Origin of the sequence: Bradyrhizobium rifense (assembly GCF_008123425.1) — a bacterium.
Taxonomy (GTDB): domain Bacteria; phylum Pseudomonadota; class Alphaproteobacteria; order Rhizobiales; family Xanthobacteraceae; genus Bradyrhizobium; species Bradyrhizobium rifense.
On sequence record NZ_VSSS01000044.1, the window covers coordinates 24,946 to 45,637 of the forward strand.

Annotated in this window: 18 protein-coding genes and 6 pseudogenes; 8 read left to right on the forward strand and 16 right to left on the reverse strand. The window is 61.5% G+C overall.

Annotated elements, in window-relative coordinates:
* Positions 1–196: 196 nt before the first annotated feature.
* The 3 genes and pseudogenes from FXB40_RS49955 to FXB40_RS28410 form a co-directional block, all read right to left on the reverse strand.
* Positions 197–373: pseudogene (locus FXB40_RS49955) on the reverse strand (hypothetical protein); the annotation flags it as partial.
* Between the two features lie 708 nt (positions 374–1,081).
* Positions 1,082–1,285, reverse strand: a complete 204-nt coding sequence (locus FXB40_RS28405) for a 4Fe-4S dicluster domain-containing protein (RefSeq protein ID WP_085399650.1) — start codon at positions 1,283–1,285, stop codon at positions 1,082–1,084.
* 528 nt (positions 1,286–1,813) lie between these two features.
* Positions 1,814–3,029: pseudogene (locus FXB40_RS28410) on the reverse strand (EAL domain-containing response regulator).
* 1,432 nt (positions 3,030–4,461) lie between these two features.
* Here FXB40_RS28410 and FXB40_RS49425 point away from each other — a divergent pair.
* A pseudogene (locus FXB40_RS49425) lies at positions 4,462–4,950 on the forward strand (transposase); the annotation flags it as partial.
* Between the two features lie 36 nt (positions 4,951–4,986).
* Here the strand turns inward: FXB40_RS49425 and FXB40_RS28425 are convergent.
* From FXB40_RS28425 to FXB40_RS49430, 12 genes and pseudogenes are all read right to left on the reverse strand, one after another.
* The gene (locus FXB40_RS28425; RefSeq protein ID WP_148775431.1) at positions 4,987–5,508 is read right to left on the reverse strand and encodes a hypothetical protein; all 522 of its coding nucleotides are present in this window, start codon (positions 5,506–5,508) and stop codon (positions 4,987–4,989) included.
* Between the two features lie 187 nt (positions 5,509–5,695).
* Positions 5,696–5,995 carry a helix-turn-helix domain-containing protein gene (locus FXB40_RS48185; RefSeq protein ID WP_187437201.1) on the reverse strand — a complete coding sequence of 100 codons (300 nt, stop codon included), beginning with the start codon at positions 5,993–5,995 and terminating at the stop codon, positions 5,696–5,698.
* 89 nt (positions 5,996–6,084) lie between these two features.
* Positions 6,085–6,246 (reverse strand): cbb3-type cytochrome oxidase assembly protein CcoS, encoded by a 162-nt coding sequence (gene ccoS / locus FXB40_RS28435; RefSeq protein WP_148775433.1) that lies wholly within the window; start codon positions 6,244–6,246, stop codon positions 6,085–6,087.
* Entirely contained in the window at positions 6,246–8,438 is a 2,193-nt protein-coding gene (locus tag FXB40_RS28440; RefSeq protein ID WP_148775434.1) for a cation-translocating P-type ATPase, read from the reverse strand. The genes ccoS and FXB40_RS28440 overlap by 1 nt, the downstream gene beginning before the upstream one ends.
* 11 nt (positions 8,439–8,449) lie before the next feature.
* On the reverse strand, positions 8,450–8,935 hold the full coding sequence (locus FXB40_RS28445; RefSeq protein ID WP_148775435.1) for a FixH family protein: 486 nt from the start codon (positions 8,933–8,935) through the stop codon (positions 8,450–8,452).
* 15 nt (positions 8,936–8,950) lie between these two features.
* Entirely contained in the window at positions 8,951–10,417 is a 1,467-nt protein-coding gene (gene ccoG, locus FXB40_RS28450) for a cytochrome c oxidase accessory protein CcoG (RefSeq protein ID WP_148775436.1), read from the reverse strand.
* A gap of 109 nt (positions 10,418–10,526) precedes the next feature.
* Positions 10,527–11,402 carry a cytochrome-c oxidase, cbb3-type subunit III gene (ccoP, locus tag FXB40_RS28455; RefSeq protein ID WP_148775437.1) on the reverse strand — a complete coding sequence of 292 codons (876 nt, stop codon included), beginning with the start codon at positions 11,400–11,402 and terminating at the stop codon, positions 10,527–10,529.
* 6 nt (positions 11,403–11,408) lie between these two features.
* Entirely contained in the window at positions 11,409–11,573 is a 165-nt protein-coding gene (locus FXB40_RS28460; protein ID WP_027528922.1) for a CcoQ/FixQ family Cbb3-type cytochrome c oxidase assembly chaperone, read from the reverse strand.
* A 13-nt stretch (positions 11,574–11,586) separates the two neighbouring features.
* Positions 11,587–12,321: a cytochrome-c oxidase, cbb3-type subunit II gene (gene ccoO / locus FXB40_RS28465; protein WP_148775438.1), complete on the reverse strand. Its 735-nt coding sequence runs from the start codon at positions 12,319–12,321 to the stop codon at positions 11,587–11,589.
* A 10-nt stretch (positions 12,322–12,331) separates the two neighbouring features.
* Positions 12,332–13,981: a cytochrome-c oxidase, cbb3-type subunit I gene (gene ccoN / locus FXB40_RS28470; RefSeq protein WP_148775439.1), complete on the reverse strand. Its 1,650-nt coding sequence runs from the start codon at positions 13,979–13,981 to the stop codon at positions 12,332–12,334.
* Between the two features lie 209 nt (positions 13,982–14,190).
* Positions 14,191–14,616 carry a CBS domain-containing protein gene (locus FXB40_RS28475; RefSeq protein ID WP_148775440.1) on the reverse strand — a complete coding sequence of 142 codons (426 nt, stop codon included), beginning with the start codon at positions 14,614–14,616 and terminating at the stop codon, positions 14,191–14,193.
* 36 nt (positions 14,617–14,652) lie between these two features.
* Positions 14,653–14,873: pseudogene (locus FXB40_RS49430) on the reverse strand (universal stress protein); the annotation flags it as partial.
* A 265-nt stretch (positions 14,874–15,138) separates the two neighbouring features.
* On the opposite strand from FXB40_RS49430, the gene fixL reads away from it, so the two are divergent.
* From fixL to FXB40_RS28510, 7 genes and pseudogenes are all read left to right on the forward strand, one after another.
* Positions 15,139–16,656, forward strand: coding sequence for a sensor protein FixL (gene fixL / locus FXB40_RS28485; protein ID WP_148775441.1), 1,518 nt, complete (start codon positions 15,139–15,141; stop codon positions 16,654–16,656).
* A gap of 3 nt (positions 16,657–16,659) precedes the next feature.
* Positions 16,660–17,277 carry a response regulator FixJ gene (fixJ, locus tag FXB40_RS28490; protein WP_148775442.1) on the forward strand — a complete coding sequence of 206 codons (618 nt, stop codon included), beginning with the start codon at positions 16,660–16,662 and terminating at the stop codon, positions 17,275–17,277.
* Between the two features lie 44 nt (positions 17,278–17,321).
* Positions 17,322–17,744: a response regulator gene (locus FXB40_RS28495; RefSeq protein WP_148775443.1), complete on the forward strand. Its 423-nt coding sequence runs from the start codon at positions 17,322–17,324 to the stop codon at positions 17,742–17,744.
* Positions 17,745–17,846: 102 nt separating this feature from the next.
* Entirely contained in the window at positions 17,847–18,545 is a 699-nt protein-coding gene (locus FXB40_RS28500; protein ID WP_187437203.1) for a helix-turn-helix domain-containing protein, read from the forward strand.
* Positions 18,546–18,732: 187 nt separating this feature from the next.
* A pseudogene (locus tag FXB40_RS28505) lies at positions 18,733–19,706 on the forward strand (NAD(P)/FAD-dependent oxidoreductase); the annotation flags it as partial.
* A gap of 96 nt (positions 19,707–19,802) precedes the next feature.
* A complete protein-coding gene (locus FXB40_RS48195) occupies positions 19,803–19,940 on the forward strand; it encodes a hypothetical protein (protein WP_187437205.1) in 138 nt (45 codons plus the stop codon).
* 168 nt (positions 19,941–20,108) lie between these two features.
* Positions 20,109–20,459 carry a hypothetical protein gene (locus FXB40_RS28510; RefSeq protein WP_085398450.1) on the forward strand — a complete coding sequence of 117 codons (351 nt, stop codon included), beginning with the start codon at positions 20,109–20,111 and terminating at the stop codon, positions 20,457–20,459.
* 77 nt (positions 20,460–20,536) lie between these two features.
* Here the strand turns inward: FXB40_RS28510 and FXB40_RS28515 are convergent.
* Positions 20,537–20,692 (reverse strand): annotated as a pseudogene (locus FXB40_RS28515) (IS701 family transposase); the annotation flags it as partial.

A 20,692-nucleotide genomic window follows, 5' to 3' on the forward strand; every position in this document is an offset into this window, starting at 1 on the left:
GAAAAGTAGAGCTGGATTAGCATCGACCGTTAATGACTTCGATCGGCATCGCCGGCAGGCTATCGGCCGTCGGATCGAGAATCGAGCTTGTCGCCGGCTGTTATGCGACTGCCTTGGCCAACGCCGGAGGGCATTCCCGTCTCTGGAACTTTGGGAAGCTCGCAAGGACATCGCAAGCCCCCAAAGGGTGTGCATCTCATTCGCAAAAGCGTGGCAAAACGGTCGGCACGTGGCGCAGCTCGCAACGCGCAGCCACCATATTGACGAGCGCGGGACGCACCTCCTCCCACTTTCGAGTTTTCAGCCCGCAGTCGGGATTGATCCAGAGCTGCCGATCAGACACTCGCTGCGGCGCCAACACGATAAGCTGCTTGGAGGCTCCGCCTGTGAATGCGTTCGCGTTCGATACCCTGTTCGGGTAACCGGATGAGCTCCGCGGCCGGAACGAGCCCGGGCCGCTTTCGATATCTGTGTGATTGCGACGGGCCTGGTTTTTCCGTCGGCAGCTTCTCCAACCCGCCCGTCAGGAAGTTGCGATCATCCTCGGCCGGCGTCCGTTTGATCACACCGCCATGAGGCTCCTTAGGAATTGCCATTGCGCGCGCCTTCGATGCGTCCGGCGCGGCTTGGCGAGCGGAGCCTGGCGGGCGATATGACGGAACAGCTCCTGACCTCAGGATGCATTCTGAGTTGCGAACTGAAGTAGGCAACCAGAGCGCGGGCGGCCGGATCGGGCTATGACCCTACACTACATGCACTCGTGCACGGTGACCACGGGCAAGCGGAGGTCGAGCTTCTCGGACCTCTTCAGGATCTCCGGAACGATCTCGTCGCGCGAGGAGACCGGCTCTTCGGCTCCGAAGTGACGCAGTTCTAGATATTCTGCAAGCGATCTTGAGATATTCGACGCCCGTCCACCTCGCCTCGGCTCGTCAGCCAGCGACGACAAGCCTCAACGCGGCCACTGGAGCATCGAAGCGGCCTTATTCGAGATAAATTTGAGGTGTCCTCCGACAGCCCCCTTTCGAGCGCGAATTCTACTACTTCGTTCACGACATCGATGAAGCCTTACGCGGGCTGCTTATGCTGTCTTAGACGGGACACAGGTGTCAGGCATCGGACAGACGGCCGCGCATTGCGGCGTGTCGGAATGGCCCTCGCACTCCGTACACTTTTTGGCATCGATAACGTAAATGTCGCGCTTGAGGCTGATTGCCGCGTTGGGACACTCGAACTCACATGCACCACAAACGGTGCATTGCGAAGCGACGATCTTGTAAGCCATGTCTTCCGACTCCTTAGGCGAGCGATGCCATTGGCGATCCCTTCAAATGCCGTGCCAAACACAGATAGGCTCAATGGCGGGCAATTTGCGCAATTGTGCTGTCCCGGGGCTGAGACCATGTTGCATCTGCTACAGCAACAGGCCGCTTCAATTCAAGCTATGAGAGCCCTCGGCAGTACTCCGAGAGCATGTCGCGACTCGACCGCCGCGCGCTTCCGTCGGTTTGTCCGGCACGGCAGTACGGGCCACGCGACGCTCGATGATCCGAAACCGGCGGCGCGACTAAAAGCCGCGAGCCGACGCACGTCTAGGCCGGATTTCGGCAAACCTCCGGTCACACGCCCTGACTGGAGGTTTTGTCCAAGTCTCGCTCGGAGGGAAATGAAGTCGCGCCGGGAGGAGCGACACTGGCACCTTGCAGACTGACCGATAATTGCAGTCAGCCTCACGCCTGGCGCCGAGTAAGCATGGCGGTGTGGGCGAGCGCTGCTGCGCTTTGCTTGACTGTGCTCAGCCACTCTCACGCACCTAGTTTGGAAGAAGTGGAGCAGTGCGGAAAGATGACTGCGCAAATTGCTTCAGCGGCATGGCCTTTCCGAACAGATGGCCCTGCGCAAGGTCGAAGCCGAGTTCGGTCACAGCGATCAGGTCGGCATGGCTCTCCGCACCTTCGGCGACGGTGCGCGCACTGTATTCTTTGGCTAGATCGACGATCTGGCGGCACACCGTTCGCTTCAGGGGCCCATTTCCGCAACCCGAGACGTATTGCCGGTCCACTTTCAATTTCATGAACGGGAATCTCTCCACCCCCATCAGCTGCGGCCAATTGGCGCCGACATTGTCGATTGCAAGGCCAATGTTGTAAAAGCGAACCTCGCGCGCGACCTCGATCAGGAGATCTAGATTGCGGATGGCTTCCTCGCTCTCGATTTCAATAGTCAAGCCGCCGAAAGCGGGGTGCGACGGCATGCGCTGACACAGATCGTGTACCGCCTGCGGGTCCATCAGGAATGCTGCCGGGACATTGATGGAAAGATCGATTGAAGTTTTCTGCTCCAGAAGATACCGCCAATCCTTGATTGCGCGGTCGATCACGAACTCCGACAACTCCCTAAAATGCGGATCGTGAGGCTCTGGGATGAAAATAGGCCTGTGGAACAACGCCCCAGGTCGGGTGCCGCATTCGCACAAGCGCCTCGGCGCCGCGGCGGCTGAGGGTACACGCGTCAAACTTCGGCTCATACCAGAGCTCAAGCCATCCAGCGTGTAAGGCTTCTCCGACATGGACCGCGGGACGGGGCGCCGGCTCTCTGGGCAAGAGCATAGCGACCCGATCGCGCAGCGTCTCGGCTGCAAACGGCGTCCTCAGCGGCGGCAGCATAACAAGTCCATATTCGCCCCCGACCTGCTGCACTGCCGTCATGATGATCGATTCGCGGGCGCCGAATGCCAGCACTCTGCCTGCAAATTTTTCGCGCACGAGTATCTCGAGCAATCGTCCAGGCTCGATGCGATCCGAGCCAATGCCGAGCAGGATCAGATCAGGGAGCTCCGTGCAGAGTACGTGCGGCAGCTCTTCAGCAGTCCCGCATTCGCTGATAATAAACCCCATATCCTCCAGCACATCCTGTAGAAACGCGCGCAGATGCCGCTTGCCGACGGCCACGCACGTTCGCGGCCGCACCTTACGCCGCCCGAAGATCGCAGGTTTCCCTCCGATCAATTCGGCCTGCCCATGCTCCATCGCAACCACTCCCGTTCCGTGACCACCGTTTAAACGAGGAGCGAAGGTCCAAACAAGCTGCGCTTGTCGCTATCTTTCGATTCTTCGAGGTAAGCTTAAAATAGTGCATGAGCAGGCAATTCGCGATGTTGTTCGGACGATTTTGTCGGGCGCGCGCATGACACCTCTTCGCGTAATTTTGTTGAGTGACGCACGCGACTGTGGAGAATCTCACCGTCGGACTGATGCGCCCTATGGGCGGCGATCATCATGGTGCAAGATCTACTTCATGGACTCGCTCGTGAGTGACGATCGGCAACCACTCTTACGAATGGTTCGACGGCATGGCCGGCTTGCACACGCGCGAATGTGGCGTCTGGTTCATTTATTTTCCAATCGAAGGAAAGTCCATCCTGAGTTCGCAGGCGATCAACGCGGTCGATTCTGAAAACGGAAGCAGCTTGCACTTACTCACCTCTGTTGCTTATAGCAGTGCGGAGGTCCCATTCCCTACCGAGCTTGATAGTTGCTCTCGGTTGAGCTTTCTGTATCCTTTTGACTATGGATTTCTTCAAGAGGGATTAACGTCACGGTGTTCGTGCTGGCGCTGAAGCGCAAGGCCCGCCACGGGGGCACGGCTTCGCGCAGAGGCGTGCCAGGAGATGAGGGCGCGATCGCAGAAGCGGTCGAAAAGCTAATATCTGAATTACGTGGCCCCGGAGCAGAGTTCAGCCTTTGAAGGCGCGAAGCAGGCGGCTCTGCGCCTGATTCAGCATCCCGAAGGGGCCTTCATTTTTGTTATCGAGCAACAAGCCACGGGGCAGGTTGTACGGCTCGCTACCATCTCATCCGTACAGGCATGTGAGCAGCCGGAGCGTACGGCGTGCTTCAGGAGCTATGGATTTCCCGCGACTTCCGAAGCTCTGACAACGTCGGCATCTGCTCGAGGCGGTACATTCGGAGGCGACGCGCCGAGGCTGGCAGATGATTGAGGTTGCGTCGCCTCCGGATGGCTATCCGGCCTTAGCACGGGTACGCCGTTTCTACGAGGCGAGCACATATCGGATTGCAGGATTGCGCGCGCAAGAGGCCGTGACGGCACTATGAACTCTGCTTCACACGGTTAAATCGCTCCTGAGCTAGCGTGCTACCAGTAAAGTCTTTCAGCAGCAAGTCCTGCGGCTTATTGGTTCTCGCAACGAACGCTTCAACGCGTGCGTCGCGGCCAAGCATGGTCGAGAACCTGGACTGATGCGGTGCTTACTCCCACTGCGAGCGGTTACCTCTTCGACCTTCTTGGCGGGAAGGTTCGACATGTCAGTGATCAAATCGTTCTTCATTGTGCGAAGCGATAAGATCGTCTTCTCAACGCTCCTGGACGGCAAGCCGAGACTTGCCCGGCTAAAAGCGCGCAGGCAAGTCGGCGGGGCGCGGGCGGCCGAAGCCCCGGCCGGTCTTTCCCCGCACAAGCCACCATAATGGTGAGTGCACAAGACGTGAACGTCCTGGACAAGGTCCCACTCTCGGTGCAGGCCACCATGAAGAAGGATTTACGCGAGGTCTATTGGGCGCGAGCCCAGCATCCGCCGAAGCGGCGACCGACGTCTTCGCCAAGAAGTTTTGCGCGAAGTACGGCTGGGCGGTGGAATGCCTGGTCAGGGATCGCGACGCACTGCTGCCCTTCTAGGATTTTCTTGCCGAACATTGGGCTGACTTGAGCACTACCAATCCCATCGAGCGCGTGTCCGCAACCGGGCGATACAGGACCGTGCGGACGAAGGGCTCCTTGTCGCCAACCACCGCCAGGCCGATGGTGTTCGTGATCGCCGCATCAAGGACCTGGCGGCGGCTCAAAAGCACAAATCCGTTGCCGAGGGTCGTCGCAATCGTCGGATTCAACGACGGCATTAAGATTGAGCCATTTTTTCTCAATGCGCGATGAATGCGCGACGGTATCCCCGATCGTGCACGCGTTTCGCTAAACGCCCCCTGACATTCGATCCAGTTCGTCCGCAACCAGCTTTTCGGCATTAAAGTTCTCGTTGGACTGACAAAATACTTCCTCGGCGGTGTAAGCCATGGCCTCTAGCGGACTTTGCCGATACCCATGTTTCTCCAATCCATCGGCGTACGTCGCGAGAAACCTTTCAGGACCAAGCAATCGCCACTGTACAACATGAACTAATTCATGAAAGTGGAGCCGCTCACTCGACGCAGAGCGACGCTTTACGAAGAATGTGTCCAGGTACGTGATACCGTCGTAATCGCCGTTTTCGAATTCGGCGAACTGGCTGAGTCCTAAAGATGATAGTGGCGGCATCGGAACCCGTTCGACGACGGCAACCTTGGTCGACGATAAGAGATTTCCGCTGAAGTATTGCGACAGTCTCGGGAATCCGAGCGAACTTACGATCCTTACTTCGTTCGAATGTGCTTGTAGTGTTTGATGAATCCAACCGATTAAGTGAGGGTATAGTGTTTGGAACTGTTCCGGCGTCATGCGCGCTTTCCCCGAATTTGGAGTTTGGGAGACTCGATCAAACCTAGCATAGAGCTATACGCGCCGCCTTTGGAGCTTCCCCTTTATTGCGAAAGTTCATTCCCCTACTGCTTATTCTCAATATGGGTCTCATTCATCAGGTCTCATTAATAGAGGAGCGGACATTTTTGTCTGCGCCATATTGGACCTAACGTACCTTTCTGGACCGGGCATTTTTGTCCGGTCTGAACCGGACATCGGAAGTCACCGTGAGATACAGTTCATAGATGTTCGTCTTGCCGAGGCCTCGTCTCTGGATCGTGAGCAGCCCATTTGCTTCGTGTGTGATGCCCGCTCCACACCTTCTGCGGAACCGCTCGACCCATTTGGCGATGGTCTTCCGTGTCGTGTTGAACTGATAGGCCGCGTCGGCCTTGCTCAGCCCGCCCTGGACGACACTCCGCACCATCGCCTGTCGGTGGGCGTCAGGCGCCTTCTGGACTTTCATCTGGTCTCTCTTGGAACACTGAAGCTTCGCAACCTCAGCTTGCTCGGTTCAGATCAGATGGACAACCTCTGGAAAGACCACACCTAGCCCTAACCCTGCGCCTCTTCCGGCGGCCGGTCCTCGCCGACGGCCCGCCACGCTGCGCCCTCGAGATCGTCATACTGGCCACTCCGGAGCGACCAGAGGAAGGCGATGAGACCGGCAAGACCGAGCATCAGCGCCAGTGGCACCAGGAAGACCAGGATCTCCATTACACGATCTCCCGCGCGCGGCTACGGGCGCGCAACGAATTCAGCATCACCAGGATCGAGGATCCGCTCATGGCGGCCGCCGCAATCAGGGGCGTGACTACGCCGCTGATCGCGACCGGTACGGCCAGCACATTATAGCCGATCGCAAGCCAGAGGTTTTGCCGCATCAGGCGCAGCGCCTGGCACGAAGAGTCGATCGCCGCGACGACCGGAGCCAACGGCCGGCCGAGGAAGACCAGATCGGCGGTCGCCTGGCTGAGATGCGCGCCCGAGATCGGCGACATCGAGACGTGCGCCACCGCGAGCGACGGCGCATCGTTCATGCCGTCGCCAACCATCAGCACTTTTGCGCCCCGCTGCTTCAACTCCTCGATCCGCGCGATCTTGTCGGCAGGGGTGACGCCGGCGCGCCATTCGGCGATGCCGAGGGCGTCGGCCGCCGCCCTCACCGCCGGTTCGCGATCGCCGGACAGGATCTCGATGCCGATGTTGCGCGCCTTCAGCGCCGCGATCACCGCTTGCGCATCCGGACGCAGGCCCTGGCGCACCGAGAGGATGAACTTTTCGTTTCCCTTGCTGAAGCCCACGATGGAGGCTTCTGAATCGAGATCGGCCCCGGCGCCGATCAACGCCTCGGCGCCGCAGAAGGACGGACGGCCAAGGCGAATATCGATGCCGTCGATGGTTGCCCGCACGCCCTGCCCGGTCTCCTCGACAGCACCGACGATCGGCGATCTGGCACCTGCGGCCTGCGCGACCGCGGCTGCCACCGGATGATGGCTCGACAGCGCGAGCCGGCCGGCGAGATCGAAGATGTCGGCAGGGATATCGGCGGCATTCGTCACTTCGAGATCCGGCAGCGTCAGCGTGCCGGTCTTGTCTAAGATGACATGGTTGGCGTCGGCCAGCCGCTCGATGGCATCGCCCGAATTGAGCAGCATACCGGACTTGAACATCGCGCCGGAGGCAATCGTCTGCACCGTCGGGATCGCAAGTCCAAGTGCGCAGGGGCAGGTGATGATCAGCACGGCAACGCCGGTCACGATCGCATCATGCCAGGTCGCGCCGGCGATGACCCAGCCGAGGATGGTGAGGACCGCGGTCGCATGCACCACCGGCGCGTAGAGTCGCGAGGCGCGGTCGGCGAGCCGCATGTAGCGCGAGCGCGCCTGGAGCGCGTTATCGAGCAGCCGCGTGATCTCGGCGAGCAGCGTCGCTTCTGAGGCCGCCGAGACCCGCACCCGCAGCGTGCCGGAGATGTTCATCGATCCGGCATAGACCGGCGTACCCTGCCCGGCCGTGACATAGAGCGTCTCGCCGGTGATCAGGCTCTGGTCGATCTCGGAACGCCCCTCGATCACGGTACCGTCGACGGCGCAGCGCTCGCCGGGCCGCAAGAGCACGATGTCGCCGGGATGAATCGCGGCGACCGGCACCTGCGAGATTTCATCGGGCCCGACGAATTTTGCTGCGGTCTCGGCCTTCAACGCGGCGAGATTGCCGGCGACCGCCCGGGTCCGCCGCCGCATGTTCTGGTCGAGGAAGCGGCCGACCAGCAGGAAGGTCAGCAGCATGATCGCCGCATCGAAATAGGCGTGCTCGGCGTGGTGTATGGTCTCGACCACCGACATGCCGAGCGCCAGGGTCACGCCGATTGAGATCGGGACGTCCATGTTGGTGGTCTTGTTCGACAGCGCGCGCCAGGCTGAACGGAAGAACGGCTGGCCGGCATAGGCCGCCGCCGGCAGCGCGATCAGCGCCGACAGCCAATGGAAGAAGTCGCGCTGCTCCGGCAGCATGTCCGAGACATTGCCGGACCAGACCGGGATCGACAGCATCATCACGTTCATGGTGGCGAACGCGGCGACGCCGAGGCAGCGCAGCAGGAAGCGCGATTCGGCCACTTCGGTCGCCTCCGCGCTTTCGGTCTCGTAAGGATGGGCCTTGTAGCCGAGCTCTTCGAGCCGATCGATGAAGCTGACAGGGTCGAGCGTGCCCGCTTTCCATTCCAGCGCGACACGGCGGTCGGTGAGGTTCACCCGCGCCAGCGTGACATCGGGGATGGCCGACAATCCGCGCTCGATCTTGGCCATGCAGCCGGCGCAGTGAACGCCCTCGACGGCAAGATCGATATGCTTGATACCCTCGCCCGCGGCCCGGACGTAATGCGAAAAATCCCGCGTGACCTGCATGACGAATTCCCTCAGTTCAGGATCACGCGGTTGCGCGACATGAACACGCGTGTCCCGCGCGCCTCGCCCTCGATCACGAGATCCCACTGCCCCGGCGCGACGGCAGTGGCATTGCCGCGATAGATGCCGATGCCGGCTTCCGACAGCTCGACTGCGAGATCGGCGCGCTTGTCGGTCGGCCGCTCCAGGCGTCCGCCGAACTTCAACCCGCTCACCGGCTGGCCGCTCGCATCGCGCGCTTCGACCTGAAGCGTGGCAGCACCATCAGCGCGGCGCTCGATATGGGCGTTGACCTTCCAGTTGCGCGCGGCCTGGTCCTGCGCCGCCGAGATTTCGCGATCATAGGTGAGGCCCGCGGCATAGGGGCTGTCGACGTCGGTGCCGGGCAGCGTCGCGATCGCGAGCTTCATCATGGTCACGTTGACGCCGATCACGAGCCCGAAGAAGGCGACCAGCATCAGGAACACTTTTGTTCCGGTCAGCGGCTTGGTGGCCATGGCAGTCTCCTGATCCTAGGGCGAGACGAAATTGTCGGTGGCGGTGGCGACCTCGCCGAGCCCGATGTCGGTGACGTGGAAGCGAACAGGAACCGACTTTTCCGGATTGCTCTCCGCCGGCGCGGTGACCAGCAGGCGCAGCTCGCTGGTGGAGTCGCGCGGGATCACGATCATCGGCCTATCCGGCGTCACGGAATCGATGCCGACGACATGCGTGGTCAGGTTGGCCGGACCGTTCGCGTCGATCGCGATGACGCGGTCATAGCCGCTCTTGTTCAAGAGCCGCACCGTATAGGCATTGCGGACCGAGCCATCGCTGAGCCTGACCGCGACCGGGTTGCGGTCGTGCAGCACGTTGACGTCGAGCAGGCTGCGGGTCGCGAGCGTGTAGATCATGATGCCGCCAACCGCCGCGATGATCGCGCTGTAGGCGACGGTGCGGGCCCGGACGATGCGGTAGACCGGCGCCTTGCCTTCCTGGCGGCGCTGGATGTTGATGTCGTTGTCGTAGCCGATCAGCCGCTTCGGCCGGCCGATCTTGGTCATCACGTTGTCGCAGGCGTCGATGCAGAGGCCGCACTGGATGCATTCGAGCTGCGGCCCGTTGCGGATGTCAATGCCGGTCGGGCAGACCGCGACACATTGATAGCAGTCGACGCAGTCGCCGGCGTGCTCGCCATACGCGCGCAGCTCGATTGCCTTCTTCACCGAGGTGCGCTTCTCGCCGCGGTCGTAACGGTAGGTGACGTTGAGCGCCCATTCGTCGGTGAGCGCGGCCTGGATGCGCGGCCACGGACACATATAGGTGCAGACCTGCTCGCGCATGAAGCCGGCGAGCACATAGGTCGTCGCAGTGAGAATGCCGATCCAGACGTAGGCGATCATCGGCCCCTGGAAGGTGACGAGCTCCTTCACTAGGGTCGGCGCATCGTTGAAATACAGCACCCAGGCGCCGCCCGTCCACCAGGCGATCAGCAGCCAGATCGAATGCTTGAGCACGATTTCCGAGATGCGCTCGAGCCTCATCGGGCCAGATGACTTGTCCTTCTTCATCCGCTCGCGGCGATCGCCTTCGACCAGTCGTTCGACGGCGTAGAACAAATCGGTCCACACCGTCTGCGGACAGAGATAGCCGCACCAGATGCGGCCGCCGACCGAGTTCATCAGGAACAGCGCCACCGCGGCCACGATCAACAGGCCGGTGAAGTAGTAGACCTCCTGCGGCCACAGCTCGATGAAGAAAAAGTAGAAACGGCTGTTGGGCAGATCGATCAGCACCGCCTGGCTGGGCGCGCCAAGGCCGCGATTCCAGCGCACGAACGGCAGCAAGTAATAGACGCCGAGACAAAAGGCCATCAGGCCCCATTTGATCCGGCGGAAGGTGCCGGAGATGCTTTGGGGATAGACTTTCTTGCGGGCGGCGTAGAGCGGCCCGTAATCGTCGTCCGATGTGAGCTCGTTCGGGTTCACGGTCTTGTTCATCGCTCTGGAGTCTCAACAGGTGCGATTAAACCTAGACCCGATGCCATCGCGTCAGTTGATCCAGCGCAAACGGGGGCGTTTTTCTTCGCCCCCGTCGTTCGCCTATCCGCTATTTTCCGCCGCCCAGCGAGTGGACGTAAACCGCCATGGCCTTGATCGTAGCGGGGTCGAGCCGCCCTTCCCAGGCCGGCATCACGCCCGCGCGGCCATTGCCGATGGTCTCGATCAGCGTCGCCTCGTCCGAACCATAGAGCCAGATCTTGTCGGTCAGGTTGGGGGCGCCCATCTCCTGGTTGCCCTTGCCGCCATCGCCATGGCAGGCGACGCAATTGTCGACAAAGATCTTCTCGCCCTTGGCGGCGTCATAGTCCTTGCGGGTCGGAAGGCCCGACAGCGACCGCACGTAATTGGCCACCGTGACGATCTCGTCGCCCTTCAGCACGCCGTCCTTGCCGAAGGCGAGCATCTGGCCTTCATGCGCCTTGGCATGGCCGGAGCGTGCGCCGAACTGGATGGTCTGCATGATCTGGTCGAGCGTGCCGCCCCACAGCCAGTCATCGTCGTTCAGGTTCGGATAGCCCTTGGCGCCGGCACCGCCGGAGCCGTGGCATGGCGCGCAATTATCGCCGAACACGGTCTTGCCCTTGGCGCGGGCGAGCGCCAGCAGCGCAGGATCCTTCTCGATGTCGGCGAGCGAGGCGGCGCCCAGCGCCACCATCTTGTCACCGCGGATCTTCTCGAGGTTGGCGAGCTCGACCGCAACGTCGGCACGCGAGGAATACCCCATCACGCCGCGCGTATTGCCCGAGATCAGCGGCCAGGCCGGATAGACGATCCAGTAGCCGATCGCCCAGACGATGGTGAGGTAGAAGGAGATCACCCACCAGCGCGGCAGCGGCGTGTTGAGCTCCTTGATGCCGTCCCATTCATGTCCGGTCGTGGACTTGCCGGTGACGGAATCGAATTCGCCATGATGATCGGTCATGTTCTCTCACTCCTCCCGCAGCGGCAGGCTGGCCGCTTCGTCGAACGCAGCCTTGTTGCGGGGCCAAAACGCGTAGGCGATGATCGCGAGAAAGATCGCGACGAAGACCGGCGTCCAGATCGTGGTCACGAGGCCGGACGCGAGATTGTCGAGTGTCAGGATGGCTTTCATCGGTAATGCCTTCTCAGCGAAGATTGGCTTTCTCGTTGTAGAGCTTGAAGTCGACCAGCGTGCCGAGCATCTGCAGGTACGCGATCAGCGCGTCCATCTCGGTCGGCGTTCCCGTCTTGCCGTCGAAATTGCGCACAACGGCCTTGGCGTAGCGCTTGGCGAAAGCGTCGGCGCCGGCATTGTCCGGATCGGCCTGGGCCTTCATGTCGGCGCCGGCATTGGCGATCTGGTCGTCGGTATAGGGCACGCCGACGGCCCTTAAGGTCCGCATGTGGTCGGCGATCGTGTCGGGATCGACCTCGGTTGCGCTGAGGAATGGATAGCCCGGCATCACCGATTGCGGCACGATCGCGCGCGGATTGGTCAGATGGGTGACGTGCCAGTCGTCGGAATATTTGGCGCCGACGCGGGCAAGATCAGGGCCGGTGCGCTTCGAGCCCCACTGGAACGGGTGGTCGAACATGCTCTCGGCGGCGAGCGAGAAGTGGCCGTAGCGCTCGACCTCGTCGCGCAGGGGGCGGATCATCTGCGAGTGGCAGAGATAGCAGCCTTCGCGGACATAGACGTTGCGCCCGGCGAGCTCCAGCGGCGTGTAGGGCCGCACGCCATCGACCGCCTCGATCGTGCTCTTGAGGTAGAACAGCGGCGTGATCTCGACGAGACCGCCGATCGCGATCACCAGCAAAATGCCGGCGATCAGGATGATCGAGTTCTTTTCGAAGGCTTGGTGGCGAGTCCAGAACGACATGGAAAACTCCTCATTCCGCCGGCTGAAGAGCGACCGGCATCTGGACTTCCTGTTCGCCAAGGCGAACGGTCATCCAGAGATTGAAGGCCATGATCAGCGCGCCGATCAGGAACAGCCCGCCGCCGGCGGCACGGATGATGTAGAAGGGATGCATCGCCTCGACGCTCTCGATGAAGGAATATTCGAGGAAGCCGAGCGAGGTGTAGGCGCGCCACATCAGGCCCTGGAGGATGCCGGACACCCACATCGCCGAGATGTAGAGCACGATGCCGAGCGTCGCGATCCAGAAGTGCCAGTTGACGAGCTTCAGGCTGTAGAGCTCCTTGCGATTCCAGGCCCACGGCACCAGGCAGTAGAGCGCGCCGAAGGAGACGAAGCCGACCCAGCCGAGCGCACCGGAGTGCACGTGGCCGATGGTCCAATCGGTGTAGTGGCTGAGCGAGTTGACCACCTTGATCGACATCATCGGGCCTTCGAAGGTCGACATGCCATAGAAGGCGACGGAGACGACGAGCATGCGCAGCACGGGGTCGGTACGCAGCTTGTCCCAGGCTCCCGACAGCGTCATCAGGCCGTTGATCATGCCGCCCCAGGAGGGCATCCACAGCATGATCGAGAAGGTCATGCCCAGCGTCTGCGTCCAGTCCGGCAGCGCGGTGTAATGCAGATGGTGCGGGCCGGCCCAGATGTAGAGGAAGATCAGCGCCCAGAAATGAATGATCGAGAGCCGGTAGGAATAGATCGGCCGCTCGGCGCGCTTGGGGATGAAGTAGTACATGATGGCGAGGAAGCCAGCGGTGAGGAAGAAGCCGACCGCGTTATGGCCGTACCACCACTGGAACATGGCATCCTGGATGCCGCCCCAGGCGACATAGGATTTCGAGCCGAACACCGAGACGGGAAGCGCGGGATTGTTGCCGAGATGCAGCACCGCAATCGTCACGATGAAGGCGAGATAGAACCAGTTCGCGACGAAGATGTGCGGTTCCTTGCGCTTGATGATCGTGCCAAGGAAGACGAGCAGATAAGTCACCCAGACGATGGTCAGCCAGAGGTCCGCATACCATTCCGGCTCGGCATATTCCTTGGATTGAGTGACGCCGAGCAGATAGCCGGTGCCGGCGATCAGGATGAAGAAATTGTAGCCGACCACGACGAACCAGGGCGCGAGGTCGCCGGCAAGGCGCACGCGGCAGGTCTTCTGCACCACGTAGAACGATGTTGCGATCAGCACATTGCCGCCGAAGGCGAAGATCACGGCCGAGGTGTGCAGCGGCCGCAAGCGGCCAAAACTGGTCCAGGGCAGATCGAAGTTCAGCGCGGGCCAGGCCAGTTGCGAGGCGATGATGAGGCCGACAAGGAAGCCTGCAATGCCCCAGAACATCGCCATGAAGGACGAGAACTTGATCGGCCCCATATTGTAGTTGGGGCGCCCGTTGATCTCCGCCGGCGGCAGCTCTGCCGGCCGATCGAAGTAGCGGTTGACGATACAGAACACCGCGGCCAGGCTCGCCGCCGCGCTGAGCGCGGCATGGAACGCGAACGGCGCATCGAGCGCCTTGGCTGAGGCGATCAAGCAGAGGAAGGCGGTGACCGCAAACACGAGCGCCAGGCCGCTTTCACCTGTTGTCATGGATTTTGAGATAGATGGCTGGCTCATGCGGATTCTCTTTCGAAAGAAACACAGCGCCAGAAACCACATTCAACCTCGCGGGGATTTGATTGAAATCAAGGTCAGTGAATTTCTGTTAATGTGAAGCAGCCCCTGGCCGGAGAGCGATATCAACCGCTCGCGCTCCGCGCAGCGCGCGGTAACCACCGCTTGCGTGAAATCATGGAGCTCAAGTCGAGCGATTTGCGGACGGCCTGTCAGTCGCGCGCGGTCGCCTTGAGTGCGGCGATGACGTCCTCACGGGCGATGATTCCGACCAGCTTCTGGCGGCTGTTGAGCACGATGACGCTCCTGATGCGGTGCTCGACCATGATCTGGAGCACGCGCGTCAACTTGGTGTCGGAACTGACATAAATGAATTCGGGCGCCATGACGTCGCCGACCTTGCGGCTCGTCAGATCGTGATAGCGCGGCAGCATCTGGCTCGGCGTGAAGGCGAAGCCCTTCAGGATGTCGAATTTGGTGACGATGCCGACGACCTGCCCGTCGTCCTCGACTGGATAGGAGTTGAAATCGTCGCGCTCGAACATCTCGCTGAGTTCGAGCAGGTCGAGATCGCGCTTCACCATCCGGACGTCGCGCGTCATGTAGCCGTCGACGGTCTGCTCAAGAAACTTGTACACGGCGCGTCCTCCTCGTTCATCTGGGTTCGCCGGCCGTCAGTGCGACAACAACACGCAGCGGGCGGATTTTGCATCACAAGATACTGCGTAACGCCGCTGAGGATCAGCTCGGGGAAGCGCGAATGACCGTAGGCACCGGCGACGATCAGGCCGGCACCGACGTCATGGGCGATCTTCTCCAATTGCACGGCGGCGGTTTCGTTTCTCCCGACTTCCGCGATGCGCGTGCTAGCAGCGACGCCGTGGCGGGCGAGCCAGAAGACGGCCGTTTTTGGGCTGATCGAGCGCCAGGCTGACCATCACTGTCGCATATGTCATCGGGAGCCTCCGGGCAGCGAGATGCGGTGGAATCTAGCCGCGCCGACGCAAGGCGGGATGAGGTAGATCAAATTTCGTCGCGCCAGCTGGAAGAAATCCGCCAATAAAATCAGACATCCGAACTTGCCTCCGGCCCGGCCTTGGGGCGAAATTGCAGCCATCTTCACGGCACGGAACCCGCCGCAGGAGAATGGGAGCAATAGCTTGTCGCCGAGCCGAATCACGCATCCACAAGACGACGCTCGCGGCGAATATTTTCGGGTCCGAATCGAAGGATTCGGCGTCGGCACCTGGGATCTCGACCTCAACACGCGGGAGCTGGACTGGTCGGAAACCGCCGGTATCTTGCTCGGCGTCGCGCGGGGCCAGCCGGGGAGCTACGACCTGTTTATGTCCCGCCTCGAGCCCGGGGACCGCGAGCGGGTCGAGACGGCGATCAAGCGCGTCTCCGAGCGGGGCGGCGGGTTCGACCTGTCTTTCCGGGTCGTAGGCGAATCAGAGAGTGGGCAATGGATCCGCGCCCGGGCCGGAGTCATTCGTGATGAAGCCGGCGCCGCCCGTCATCTCAGCGGTATCTTTCTGGACATCGACGAGGAGAAGCAGGTCGAGGAGGCGCTGCGCACCCGCGAGACTCACCTCCGCTCGATCCTACACACCATTCCCGATGCGATGATCGTCATCGGCGGCAACGGCATCATCCAGCTGTTCAGCACGGCCGCGGAGCGGCTGTTCGGCTGGTCCGAGCACGAGGCGATCGGACAGAACGTCAGCATTTTGATGCCGGAGCCCGACCGCGCCCGCCATGACAGCTACATCGCCCGCTATCGCTCCAGCCACGATCCGCACATCATCGGCATCGGTCGCATCGTCACCGGCAGACGCCGCGACGGGACCACCTTCCCGATGCACCTGTCGATCGGCGAGATGCAGTCGGGCGGCGAGCCTTATTTCACCGGCTTCGTCCGCGACCTCACCGAGCATCAGCAGACCCAGGCGCGGCTCCAGGAATTGCAGTCCGAGCTCGTCCATGTCTCGCGGCTGAGCGCGATGGGCGAGATGGCGTCCGCGCTCGCGCATGAGCTGAACCAACCGCTGGCGGCGATCAGCAATTACATGAAGGGCTCGCGGCGACTGCTCGCCGGCAGTATCGATCCGAACACGCCGAAGATCGAGAGCGCGCTGGATCGCGCCTCGGAGCAGGCTGTGCGTGCAGGCCAGATCATCCGGCGCTTGCGCGACTTCGTTTCCCGCGGCGAGTCCGAAAAGCGGGTCGAAACCCTGTCCAAACTGATCGAGGAAGCCGGCGCGCTGGGACTAGCCGGCGCACGCGAGCAGAACGTGCAGCTTCGTTTCAGCCTCGATCCGGACGCCGATCTCGTCCTTGCCGACCGCGTGCAGATCCAGCAGGTGCTGGTCAATCTGTTCCGCAACGCGCTGGAAGCGATGGCGCAGTCGCCACGACGTGAGCTCGCCGTCACCAACGCCCGCGTCAGCGACGATATGATCGAGGTGGAGGTGTCCGACACCGGTTCCGGCTTTCAGGACGACGTCATTCCAAATCTGTTCCAGACCTTCTTCACCACCAAAGAGACCGGCATGGGCGTCGGACTGTCGATCAGCCGCTCGATCATCGAGGCTCACGGCGGCCGCATGGTGGCCGAAAGCAACGCATCGGGGGGCGCGACATTCCGCTTCACCCTGCCCGCAGCCGATGAGACCTGATTCATGACGACCAAGGGACATGTCTACGTCATCGACGACGACGAGGCGATGCGGGACTCGCTGAACTTCCTGCTGGACTCCTCGGGCTTTGGCGTCACGCTGTTCGACAACGCGCTAAGTTTCCTCGACGCCCTGCCCGGCCTCGCCTTCGGCTGCGTCGTCTCGGACATCCGCATGCCGGGCCTTGACGGAATCGAGCTTCTCAAGCGCACGAAGGCGCAGAACAGTCCGTTTCCGATCCTGATCATGACTGGTCACGGCGACGTGCCGCTCGCGGTCGAGGCGATGAAGCTTGGTGCGGTCGACTTTCTCGAGAAGCCATTCGAGGACGACCGCCTCGTCACCATGATCGAAGCCGCTATCCGCCAGGCCGAACCGGTCGCCAAGAACGAGGCCGTCGCCCATGACATCGCCGCCCGCGTCACCTCCTTGAGCCCGCGCGAACGGCAGGTCATGGTGGCGCTGATCGCAGGCCTCTCCAACAAGTTGATCGCCCGCGAATACGATATCAGCCCGCGCACGATCGAGGTGTACCGGGCCAATGTGATGACCAAGATGCAGGCCAACAGCCTCTCGGAGCTGGTGCGGCTGGCGATGCGCGCCGGCCTGATCAAGGATTGAGTCAGGTCAAAGCCCTTGCGCTGGCCCTGTGCTAGCCAATCAGCATGATCGAGATCGGCTCGCACCATCAGCGGCTCCCAATGGCGTCATCGGCGAAGCTCACCGTCTATGTTGTCGATGACGATGCCGCCGTGCTGGGCTCCCTGCGGTTCCTGTTGGAAATCGACGGTTTTGCCGTACGGACCTTCAGGAATGCCACGACGCTGCTCAATGCGACGAACCCGCCCCGCGCAGATTGTTATGTCATCGACTACAAGATGCCTGACATCAATGGCATCGAGCTGGCCAGGCGGCTGCGCCAATCCGACGGCGACACGCCCGTGATCCTGATCACGGGTTATCCGGACGGACATATCTCAGCACGGGCGGCGGCGGCAGGGATCAAGGACGTGATTTTGAAGCCGCTCCTCGATGAAAGCCTCGCGAAATGCATCTGCCACGCCATCCAGGACAGGCGCGGCCACTGACCTCCGGGATTCTCCGTGGGTAAACCTCCTTAGATATCGCTCGAAATTTCCGGACCGTACGATCCGGCATACCAATGCACCATCACAACGGAGATGGCGCAGATGCTGACCCAGACACTCAAGACCGAGGCGATTAACACCCAAATCGGCGGTAAGATCGCTCCCGCGCGTCCCGTTTCCGACCAGTTCGGCGCGATCGCGGGACATGCCGGCCTCGTTGCCACCGAGTTCTCCTATCGCAAGGACGAGGAGATCTACGGCGAAGACGAGCCCGCCGAATATGTCTATCAGGTGGTCTCCGGCGCGGTGCGCAGCTACAAGCTGCTCTCCGACGGCCGCCGTCAGATCGGCGCATTCCACCTTCCCGGTGACGTGTTCGGCCTCGAACCGGGCCAGACGCATCGCCTTGCGGCCGAAGCGATTATCGCCACAAGCGTGCGCCTCGTGGAGCGGGCCAGCCTCGAAAGGGTCGCCGGCACCGACGTACAGGTCGCGCGCAAGCTCTGGGCCATGACGGCGGGCGAGCTGCGTCACGCCGAAGATCACATGTTGCTGCTGGGGCGCAAGACGGCGATGGAGCGTGTTGCAACCTTCCTGCTCGAAATGGATCGCCGCCTCGCCGTCGCCAACATGATGGCGCTGCCGATGTGTCGGCGCGATATCGGCGACTATCTCGGCCTCACGCTCGAGACCGTGTCGCGCGCGCTCTCGCAGCTTCACGCAAAGGGCATACTCGGCTTCTCGGGCGCTCGCCAGATCGTGCTGCGCAACCGCCAGCACCTGCACAATCTCGACGCCTGATCGCTTTCACCTGGCCGATGTTTCTCCTCCGCGACTTGGCCCGATGGCGGCTATTCATTGCGCCCCGAGCATGATGTAGTGAGAAACTAGCGCCTGGCCGGCGTCAGTTTTGCATACTAGAGAGGTCCGCCAGAGCTTACCGGTATTCACCGTAGCTGCTGGACCTCGGGTCGATCAAGATTGGCAGATGCGAAACAATAGACGATCACACGGACTATGGGCTCTGACTGCGCCACCAGCGCCAGAAACCGCTCCCTTACCGCCGAAACTGCAGCGGATATCGTCGTGATTGGCGGTGGATATACGGGGCTGTCGGCGGCCCTTCATCTTGCTGAAGGTGGGGCGCGTGTCGCGCTTTTGGAGGCGTCTGAAATAGGATTCGGCGGCTCCGGGCGGAACGTCGGGCTCGTGAATGCGGGTATGTGGCTCATGCCTGACGCGCTTCCGGACGCGCTCCGCGCGCCGTTTTGAGAACGGTTGCTTGAACAACTCGGGCGCGGACCGCAGACGGTGTTCGAACTCATCGAAAAGCACGACATCGAATGTGAAGTGGAACGTGCCGGCATTGTGCGGTCGGATGTAAGGGCCTGGAGGAGATTGAGGCCCGTGCCGAACAGTGGCAGAAGCGTGGAGCGCCCGTCTTGGTGCTAAATGCGGAGGCAACACACAGGAAAGTAGGCGGTGGCGACTACACCGGCGCGCTGCTCGATAGCCGCGCCGGCACCATACAGCCATTGGCCTATGCGCGAGGGTTAGCGCGGGCCGCGCTTGCGATGGGAGCCAGGATATTTACGCAAAGCGAGGCCATCGTGGCGCAACACAACGGTTTGCGCTGGAGAGTCGGCACCGAAACCGGATCTGTAGAGGCCGACTGGGTCGGTCGTCGCGACGGATGCTTATAGCAAAGGACTTTGGTCTGAGGTACGCCAGGAACAGATTCAACTGCCTTATTTCAACTTTGCCACGCCTTCTCTGCCCGCCGATCTGAGAAAGTCGATCTTGCCTGAGCGGCAGGGTGCGTGGGACACTCGAGAGGTCCTCTCTTCATTTCGCCTCGATCGCTCCGGGCGACTCGTGTTTGGCAGTGTTGGTGCGCTTGTGGGGATGGGGCAATCTATTCACCGGGCCTGGGCCCAAAGATCGCTGCGCAAGCTTTTTCCAGGGACTTCGGGGCGTCCAGGGAGCGGCCCCGGCCCTGGCCCAAAAGTCTTCTGAAGCCGCGGCCGTCTCTCCGCCATCCGTGGTCTGAGGATGACTATGACCGTCTTCGTCTACGTGAACACCGCCAAACAGGTCGGCGACATCGACCACATTAAGGTCTTCTCCACGATCGATGCCGCGGAAACTGTTTCGAGGAGAACGATCCTGAGGGCGTGGCGTTCGAGTACGACGTGATAGGCCCGCCAGTCTGACCACCCGTAAATTTCCCAGCTGGACCGGCGAGGAACGCAGGCCAGCAGATCGGCTTGAGAGTGTTGCCAGCTGGCAGAGCGGCCCCGGCCATGCCCCCCAGCCCCCTGAAGCCGGGGCCGTCTCTCTCAGCCTTTGTGTTCGGAATAGCTCATGCGGTCCTCGCCCTCGATTGTACCGGCTGATCGCCTCGATCGTGACGTCTATTTGGTGTTGGAGGACTTTGGAGCGCGCGCCGGCTGCGCTTGGCGGGAGACCGACGAGGAAGATACGGACTTGGAGACCATCGTCCGCGATCTGATCTCTGGACAATACACCTATCCCGTGCGGATCGTGGCCTTTAACGCTATTGAGGGCTGGTCGAGGGACGCGACGTCTGAGGTTGCCACGGCGCTTGCGCAACTCGCAATCGATGAGGCCTTGGAGATCACACCTGCGCTGGATGCCTTCATCGCCGCCAATGCGAGCGAAACAAGGCTGCAGTTGGTACTGCCGCTACGCTAATGTCTGAAAGCCCACGAGGTGCTCCACGTCGCGCCAACTAGCACTACTTTGGCAGAATGTGTTTTCGCCGCTGTTTTTCAAGGATTTGCTTTCGGCAATATGGGCACTGCTGAGGCGGCGGCCGAAGGATGAGATCGACGATGGCGTGACGTACGGCGGGCATGGTTGGTTGAGGCGGAGGCCCGTTGATTCTTTTTTTTCCGCCCCGCGTATGCGAGGCGACGATGTTGCAG

Excerpts from the sequence above, each read along its gene's own strand:
- FXB40_RS28405 (WP_085399650.1), bottom strand. The coding sequence starts at position 1,285 with ATGGCTTACAAGATCGTCGCTTCGCAATGCACCGTTTGTGGTGCATGT.
- FXB40_RS28425 (WP_148775431.1), bottom strand. The coding sequence starts at position 5,508 with ATGACGCCGGAACAGTTCCAAACACTATACCCTCACTTAATCGGTTGG.
- FXB40_RS48185 (WP_187437201.1), bottom strand. The coding sequence starts at position 5,995 with ATGAAAGTCCAGAAGGCGCCTGACGCCCACCGACAGGCGATGGTGCGG.
- ccoS (WP_148775433.1), bottom strand. The coding sequence starts at position 6,246 with ATGGAGATCCTGGTCTTCCTGGTGCCACTGGCGCTGATGCTCGGTCTT.
- FXB40_RS28440 (WP_148775434.1), bottom strand. The coding sequence starts at position 8,438 with ATGCAGGTCACGCGGGATTTTTCGCATTACGTCCGGGCCGCGGGCGAG.
- FXB40_RS28445 (WP_148775435.1), bottom strand. The coding sequence starts at position 8,935 with ATGGCCACCAAGCCGCTGACCGGAACAAAAGTGTTCCTGATGCTGGTC.
- ccoG (WP_148775436.1), bottom strand. The coding sequence starts at position 10,417 with ATGAACAAGACCGTGAACCCGAACGAGCTCACATCGGACGACGATTAC.
- ccoP (WP_148775437.1), bottom strand. The coding sequence starts at position 11,402 with ATGACCGATCATCATGGCGAATTCGATTCCGTCACCGGCAAGTCCACG.
- FXB40_RS28460 (WP_027528922.1), bottom strand. The coding sequence starts at position 11,573 with ATGAAAGCCATCCTGACACTCGACAATCTCGCGTCCGGCCTCGTGACC.
- ccoO (WP_148775438.1), bottom strand. The coding sequence starts at position 12,321 with ATGTCGTTCTGGACTCGCCACCAAGCCTTCGAAAAGAACTCGATCATC.
- ccoN (WP_148775439.1), bottom strand. The coding sequence starts at position 13,981 with ATGAGCCAGCCATCTATCTCAAAATCCATGACAACAGGTGAAAGCGGC.
- fixJ (WP_148775442.1), top strand. The coding sequence starts at position 16,660 with ATGACGACCAAGGGACATGTCTACGTCATCGACGACGACGAGGCGATG.
- FXB40_RS28495 (WP_148775443.1), top strand. The coding sequence starts at position 17,322 with ATGATCGAGATCGGCTCGCACCATCAGCGGCTCCCAATGGCGTCATCG.
- FXB40_RS28500 (WP_187437203.1), top strand. The coding sequence starts at position 17,847 with ATGCTGACCCAGACACTCAAGACCGAGGCGATTAACACCCAAATCGGC.
- FXB40_RS48195 (WP_187437205.1), top strand. The coding sequence starts at position 19,803 with ATGACCGTCTTCGTCTACGTGAACACCGCCAAACAGGTCGGCGACATC.
- FXB40_RS28510 (WP_085398450.1), top strand. The coding sequence starts at position 20,109 with ATGCGGTCCTCGCCCTCGATTGTACCGGCTGATCGCCTCGATCGTGAC.